The sequence below is a fragment of the Dyella flava genome, from assembly GCF_016904955.1.
GTDB lineage: Bacteria > Pseudomonadota > Gammaproteobacteria > Xanthomonadales > Rhodanobacteraceae > Dyella_B > Dyella_B flava.
The window spans coordinates 73,042-79,755 of record NZ_JADIKE010000018.1 but is presented as its reverse complement, the minus strand read 5'-3'; the positions used below and the strand labels follow the sequence as shown (position 1 = coordinate 79,755).

The 6,714-nt window shown below is 54.6% G+C and carries 7 protein-coding genes; 5 read left to right on the top strand and 2 right to left on the bottom strand.

Annotated features, from left to right (window positions below; genetic code table 11):
- The first annotated feature begins 255 nt into the window (after window positions 1-255).
- From ISP19_RS01095 to ISP19_RS01085, 3 genes are all read left to right on the top strand, one after another.
- Complete coding sequence (locus ISP19_RS01095; RefSeq protein ID WP_239556327.1) at window positions 256-1,320, top strand: hypothetical protein; 1,065 nt, start codon at window positions 256-258, stop codon at window positions 1,318-1,320.
- 564 nt (window positions 1,321-1,884) lie between these two features.
- Entirely contained in the window at window positions 1,885-2,463 is a 579-nt protein-coding gene (locus ISP19_RS01090; protein WP_204678699.1) for a nuclear transport factor 2 family protein, read from the top strand.
- A gap of 225 nt (window positions 2,464-2,688) precedes the next feature.
- On the top strand, window positions 2,689-3,717 hold the full coding sequence (locus ISP19_RS01085) for a DUF3800 domain-containing protein (RefSeq protein ID WP_204678697.1): 1,029 nt from the start codon (window positions 2,689-2,691) through the stop codon (window positions 3,715-3,717).
- A 49-nt stretch (window positions 3,718-3,766) separates the two neighbouring features.
- Here the strand turns inward: ISP19_RS01085 and ISP19_RS01080 are convergent, their stop codons facing one another.
- Both ISP19_RS01080 and ISP19_RS01075 read right to left on the bottom strand, forming a co-directional pair.
- Window positions 3,767-4,252, bottom strand: coding sequence for a hypothetical protein (locus ISP19_RS01080; RefSeq protein WP_204678695.1), 486 nt, complete (start codon window positions 4,250-4,252; stop codon window positions 3,767-3,769).
- Between the two features lie 422 nt (window positions 4,253-4,674).
- The gene (locus tag ISP19_RS01075; RefSeq protein WP_204678693.1) at window positions 4,675-5,001 is read right to left on the bottom strand and encodes a helix-turn-helix domain-containing protein; all 327 of its coding nucleotides are present in this window, start codon (window positions 4,999-5,001) and stop codon (window positions 4,675-4,677) included.
- 125 nt (window positions 5,002-5,126) lie between these two features.
- Between ISP19_RS01075 and ISP19_RS01070 the strand changes: the two genes are divergently transcribed.
- Together ISP19_RS01070 and ISP19_RS01065 are read left to right on the top strand one after the other, a co-directional pair.
- Window positions 5,127-5,435 (top strand): hypothetical protein, encoded by a 309-nt coding sequence (locus ISP19_RS01070; protein ID WP_204678691.1) that lies wholly within the window; start codon window positions 5,127-5,129, stop codon window positions 5,433-5,435.
- Window positions 5,436-5,966: 531 nt separating this feature from the next.
- Complete coding sequence (locus ISP19_RS01065) at window positions 5,967-6,707, top strand: 2'-5' RNA ligase family protein (protein ID WP_204678689.1); 741 nt, start codon at window positions 5,967-5,969, stop codon at window positions 6,705-6,707.
- Window positions 6,708-6,714 lie beyond the last annotated feature (7 nt).

The following is a 6,714-nucleotide window of genomic DNA, read 5'->3' as shown; positions in this document are numbered from 1 at the left end:
TCCTCGTTGATATAGTCTTCCAGCCGCTCGGGGAAAAGCAGGCTCTGTGATCGGTCCAGTCCTTCCACGAATCGCTTCATGAGACACTCCGCCTGGGGCGAGATCAGAATAGGCGGTTCGTTTTACGAGTGTTTTCACACAGCCTGGACCCAAAGCAGGCATGTTCATAGCTCAGACCGCTTTCGAGCGAAATTTCACATTCGACAATCGGAAACAGCTGGAACTCAATATAGGGACGCGTAACAAGGGGGAAGGATGTCGATAGATCAACGTGCAGTCGAAAAATTTAAAAGTTCCTATGAAGCACTGGACGACGATAGGTTGGCTTTCCTTGCACGTAGGAAGTACTCGGATTTGACGGAAGAAGCGCGAGTCGCTCTCAAGGAGGTCATTCGTCAACGCCCCGTCGAGGCTTTTGAAGGCTTGTCGTTTGATGACGACGAAAGCCAACTGAGTCATTCGGAAGAACGTGCCGCGAGCGAGAGACGCAGCGGGCTCGGTTTAGGCGCCATCTTTGGATGGTTCCGTAATGAGAGGCTTCTGGATCCCGATTTGGCCGAATGGCAATTGGGATGCTTCGAGTGGCTTCTGAAGCACACGGGTGGCATGGAAGCGTATCGACGACGCAAACTTATCCTTCCCACGCGGGAGTTTTTTCCGAGCAATGAGTTACGTGGCCATGACTTGGCCGAACGAATATTTGAGCAGGTGAAAGTGTGGGCTGGCATGGAGGCGTGGCCTTGCCAACTCGAACAGCAGAGCGAAAGTCAGAAAACCCTGATTGCTTCCAAACATCTGCTCTTGCCGCCCTCTGACCACTCCCCGGCCGGTACATTCCGCGCACTCAAGGAAGGCGGGGCGATCATCAGCTACCATCCCCGAAATTTGCAAAACCCGATGTCGCTGGTGGCTACTTTTGCACATGAATTGGCGCATTATCGCACCGCAGGATTTCCAGAGCCTCCACCCGGTGGTTGGGAAGTGTGGGAGCCGGCGACAGATATCGCAGCAGTCTTCCTTGGTTTTGGCATTTTTCTCGCCAATTCGCGTTTTCACTTCGAACACTTTACGGAAGATAGGGGGAAGGGACTTCAGTGGCAGCGCTCAGGATATCGATGGCAAAACCAAGGCTATATCTCGGACGCAGAGGTCCTGCACATGCATGCGCTTGTGTCGAAGACGCTAGGTGCGGGGGTTAAGGTAACGCTGGCACACCTCAAATCTTCTTTGCATGGAATCTATAAGCGCATGTACAAGGACGTCTCCGACCATGAAATGGTCGCGAACCTTGCACGCCTTCAGGATGTCTCAGGATGCTGACGTTGGTTGGCAATCTTGATTCAGATCAACGGCATTTTGACGTCCGCTTTCGATCGAGGCTGTGTGAAAACGCAAAACCGAGTTTGGGGCTGGATAAGAATTGATCAAAACGCGCGGCGTGCGTCAGGTTCTGTGTGATTCGAGTCCGATCAGGCGGTTAGATTTCGCGTAGAGAGACTATCGAATAGAGAACATTTGCGTTTTCACACAGCCTGGACCTGGAGCGGACGTTTTCGGAATGATCTAGACGGGCAACAGCAGCGTGTGCCCAACACCACCAAAGTGTCCAGACCGGATCGGAACGCCGTTCAGTCATCGCCGTAATCCGCACAAGCGCCTTCGGACACGGGTTTGAATCCCCCTACCCCGCCAAAGGCAAGCAAAAGGCCCGGCATCGAATGTCGGGCCTTTTGCTTGGGTTACGACCCCCAATTACCAAGTAACTCGAAAGTAAGCATGACTTTTTGCACAGCGACGCCACACCTCGGTGCATGTCGAATTTTCGAGGCTCCAATCGTCATCCATAAAGCAACCCCTTTTGACGCTGATACGGAGATTGATCACATGACTTCGCCACAACATTCCCATGGCTTTCGCTCAAAGTCGGCCCGATCAAATAACGCAGCAATGGCCATTGAAGTAACAGTACAAAGGCCAGCGAAATATCAGACGGTCATGAGCCGCATCGCCGTGTTTGCCGCGGCGTGCGTACTCGTTGGGCAGATACCGATATCCATGGCCGCTGGCCAAGCGAAGGCCGCAGCAGGGCCGACTGCGGAAAATGCGCTGGCAGCGGATGAGCGACTAGCTCAAGCGATCCAAGATAACGACGCGACCGCAATCTTGCGATTGCTGGACGATAGCTGGGCGGTTATTGCTACATCCGGAGGCGTCGGTGAGGGTCCATCCGTTTTTCCCGACGGAATAAAGTCAGGCCACTTGACGCGAAAGACATACCAACTTTCTGAGCCCAGAGTACGCATCTACGGAGATATCGCACTGGTGACGTCAAAGGTCGAAACCGCTGGTGTGCTTCAAGGCAAGCCTTTCGACGTGGCAGAACGCCAAACCGATGTTTGGCGTTGGGCGAACGGCGCTTGGAAGTGCGTTTTAACTCACGAGACAAAGATTAAGAATAACTAGATCCAAAACGCGCAAGATGGCTCTGGCCGTTTCTTCGCGAATAAAACAAAACGCCCGGCATTGTATGTCGGGCGTTTTGTTTGGATCATGTTCTTAGAATACGAACGCGACTCAAAGGTTAAACCGTTTTGCTTTTGAAGGCCGCACCGCCCGTCAAGCAAAAACCTAGGAATGAAAGCACAATGAGAGCGGCCGGCATCAATCCCGATTTTTGGAGTAGTCCGCGTGCACATCTTCATTGATGAATCTGGAACATTTGCCGCTGCAGAATCTCTCGGCTCCTTCTGCCTGGTGCTGGCTTATGTTGTTCCTGAATCCCAGTTGTCTAAAGCAAAAGATGTTCTCCGCCGTTGGAAAGTGGCCAACGGATTTCGCCACGATCAGGAACCAAAACCAAGAAAGGTCATCAGCGAAGACGCCTATTTTCATTTGCTCCAAATGTTGGCGCGTCTTGATTGTTTGGTTTTTGCCGTCGCCTCTGATGCGGCACTCAATGTCGGCGCCGAGGATCATAAAAACAAACAGGCCGCCATCATCCTAGAGCGCGAAGAGTCCATGATTTATCCAGAGGGAAAAGCCATGGTTAGAAACCTCGCCAACGCTGTGTCTGCTTTATCCACTCAACAGTGGATCGAAACCCTTTGCAGGGCTCATCTGGTCGTCAATGTCTTAAGGTATTCGACACCGTATTACTCTCTTCGAATCCCAGGAACACTGGGTTCCTTTCGATGGAACTTTGATCGCAAAGACATTCAGAAAAATCAGTTCGATGAAACATTTTCAACCGTAACCCTTCCGTTGACCCAGACGATCGTACTCGAACGCCCCATGATCAACGTGGAGGGTGGCAACTACTCGATGTTCCAAGACTTCTACGACACGAGACCCTATCCAACTTGGCTTCCCAAACCATCCGACGCCAAGGAATCCGACCGCTTACTTGATGCCCAGAAGATCTGGGCCAACCGAAAGTTCGTCGATTCGAAGACATCTCCAGGAGTCCAGTTGGCCGATTTGATTTCCAATGGTGTTTATCGGTTGCTCAACGGCCGCTTCAACGACGGGCAACGCGCTGCTGATTGTCTCGCCCCGTTGTTCCTGCAACCGGAAAAGGGAGAGCCTTTTATTCAGTTCATCGTAGTCGGACAAGGCGATGACCCTTATATAGGCAAGCCTTTATCCCAGTTGCTTCGGCAGATGGCGCGCAATACCAAGGATATGCTGCCGCCCTCTTATTACCGAAGAGTTCGTTGATAAGCCAGAGCCTTCATTGCTGATTCCATGAGCGCTCGTTGATCGTTCGTCATTTCCACTTCCGCAAATCAAGATACGGCTTGAAACGGACCTTGGCGTACCGGGACTCCCGGTCGAACCAAGCTGTCAGTTCGCTTTTTTTCACGGACTCGGATGGCGACAGTGCACGAAGACCGGAATGAATTTCCAACCCCCAAAGGTCCATCTGATTTTGGTTGATTTCGCTAAGGTACCGCTCGATGTCGCGTCCAAACAAAAATCCTGATTGAGGAATGTTGTTCCTGAACTCTTTGAAGGCCTCGTACTTTGGACCACTCTCATTCATCAACTCACAACCATGCTCCTTGATGAAAGACAAATGCGTCCAGACCGCCATGAAGATCTCATACCGCCGCTCAAACAAATCCAGTTTTAACTTTGCGCGCGCGGTGGCGTATTGGCGCCAAGCGATAAACGCCCCAGCGATGCCCACGGTCAAAGCCACCAGTGCCGCCGGGACTCCCTGGGCAACTTGAAAACACAGTGTGTCCTTCACGCAATCCACCGCATGGAAGGGCCTCCAATCTTGCACTACTGCATCATGGAGCGCGAAATGGGCGATCACATGAGGCATCGCGACCGTAGACGACACTGAGGGCGCCCCCTTTCCCCCTGTTAAATCCCTGCTTTCCTCGCCTAACCTTTGATTTTCAAGAGGTGAAGTCCGTCAACAATCCATCTCGTTGATGTGGCAGTCCAGTTGTTCCAGTTGATGCCGTCGCCCCGCACGCGCTTGCGCCCGTGTTGTTTGCTCCCACTAACACAACGATGTCATCAGCCTCTATCTCAACGGGTTACCACCATCCAGAAGACCAGCTCGGTGACAGCGCTGGTCAACATCATTGCTGATACGTCTATGCCCCCTCTGCATTAGGGATGACTGACGCTCGACACAGGTCCCCGATAATGCGGCTTGTTTTATTTAGGCTTCTTGCGAACCGGGTCACTTGGCTTTTTGATGAGCGCACTGGCCGGCTTGGGCGCGGCAACCAATCGCCGTTCCAACTCTTCGACAAAGGCCATCCAATCCGCCCCGTACACCCGGACAAGATCCCGGACGACCAGCAACTCCAAGCCCCGATCGCTAGTTTCAAAGTCAGAGATACCGGTTTGCGTTAGCCCAAGCGCCGTGGCGGCCTGAGCCTGGGTCATCCCGGAAGCCAGACGCAGTTCGCGCAGCAGCGAGGCCAGTACGCTGTTTTCGGGGCGGTGGGTCGAAGACGGTTTTGGCTTTGCTTTCGGCATTGGCCCACCGTAGCGAGGGGCCTTGGATATCCTTCATTCATATATTTATGTGTATTTGGGATATTCTACGCCTGCCGGCCTGAATGCCCGCACCCAATGGTTTCCCACACCGCAAGGAGCGAACGATGAAAGAGCACGCACCCGGAGCCTGGATCACCCTCAACGCCAGCTACTACATCGCCCCGGTCTGTCACCCCGGCAGACTCCAGGACGACGCCGACCTGTTGCTGGATGGTGCGCAAGGCATCATCCAAAGCCTTGGTGATCGGGTTGGCCAAGGGGTGGATACCGATCCCGACAACTTTGCCAGCGCCCTATGGGCCGCCGCCATCCTCATCCAGATGGGGCAACGCAGTGCGCACGAGGCCCACAAGCGGCTGAACTGCATCTTGAAGATGGAACATGATGCAGAAGATGATGAGGTCACCGAGTGATCACGGATCGCGCGCGGGGGCGCGTGATATGAGTTTTCAGTGGGAGTTAATTCCATTGAAGAAACGGCACCGGGTTGAGTTGCCTGGAGTTGCTTGTTCGGTCCTTAAGTTGGCCCGCATAAGTCAATCCGGTACTGAGGTATCCCTGCGTTTTCCGAGTCGTCATTCCGGCTCCTTCTTGCCGGTTCTTTGCCGTCATCCTCGCGAGACGCTTCACAACAGCGAAGCTGGTCATGCGGGGATCCATGTTGCTCTTGCTCTTAAAGCAAGATGGATCCCCGCGTTCGCGGGGATGACGGCGAGGGGGTACGGGGCTGACGGCGAGGAAGTGCGGGGCTGACGGCAAGGAAGTGCGGGGTGACGGCAAGGGAGTGCGGGGGTGACGGCAAGGGAGTGCGGGAGTGACGGCGAGGGAGTGCGGGAGTGACGGCGAGGGAGTGCGGGAGTGACGGCGAGGGAGTGCGGGAGTGACGGCGAGGGAGTGCGGGAGTGACGGCGAGGGGTGCGGGAGTGACGGCGAGGGGTGCGGGGATGACGGCGAGGAAATGTGGGGATACCTTAGAACCCGGTGCTTTTTCCCTTAAAACAATGCTGTTTTCCGATGCCCTGCACAGCCCCGCCGAAACGATAGCCGCCGAGTTGCGCGATTATCCGGAATGGCATCGTGGCCGCACTCGCTACGGGGTGTGGATGATCCCCGTGGATGATCCGGCTCTGCTGGATTACATCGCATCTGTGCAGGACCGCTTGGCGGACATGCTCTATCCCATGTCACAGCGACAGGCGCACCTGACGGTATTCGTCTGCGGGTTTGAATGCCCGGAGTGCGTGATGGATGATGATTTTTCGCAGCAACAGCTTCAAGCGCAGATCAACGCACTGCACCTGGCTCGCGGGACATCATGTGAGTTGCCGTTGGCGTCGCCGGATAGTTTTGCCAGCGCCGCCTTCATTCCCGTCGGCGACCCGCAGGGTCGACTGGCAACGTGGCGAGAGATGCTTGCAAGGGAGAGTCGGGAGGTACGGCAGGCAGCCTATACGCCGCACATTACCCTGGGTTTGTACCGACGAGTAGTCCCGGCGGAGATCGTGCGGCAACGCTTGAATGAGATCGAAGCGCCGGCGGTATCGCTGCGCGTGGAGAGCTTGCATTACACCACGTTTGACGTGCGCCAGCAGTTTGGCCCATTGGAGAGCCAGTACAAGCTGACGTGGATGCATCACGCCCATCGGGCTAAAGGTCGGCCACATAGTCAATGTGTCCAACCATAAGTCGACA

Excerpts from the sequence above, each read along its gene's own strand:
- ISP19_RS01075 (WP_204678693.1), bottom strand. The coding sequence starts at position 5,001 with ATGCCGAAAGCAAAGCCAAAACCGTCTTCGACCCACCGCCCCGAAAAC.
- ISP19_RS01070 (WP_204678691.1), top strand. The coding sequence starts at position 5,127 with ATGAAAGAGCACGCACCCGGAGCCTGGATCACCCTCAACGCCAGCTAC.
- ISP19_RS01090 (WP_204678699.1), top strand. The coding sequence starts at position 1,885 with ATGACTTCGCCACAACATTCCCATGGCTTTCGCTCAAAGTCGGCCCGA.
- ISP19_RS01095 (WP_239556327.1), top strand. The coding sequence starts at position 256 with ATGTCGATAGATCAACGTGCAGTCGAAAAATTTAAAAGTTCCTATGAA.
- ISP19_RS01065 (WP_204678689.1), top strand. The coding sequence starts at position 5,967 with ATGACGGCGAGGAAATGTGGGGATACCTTAGAACCCGGTGCTTTTTCC.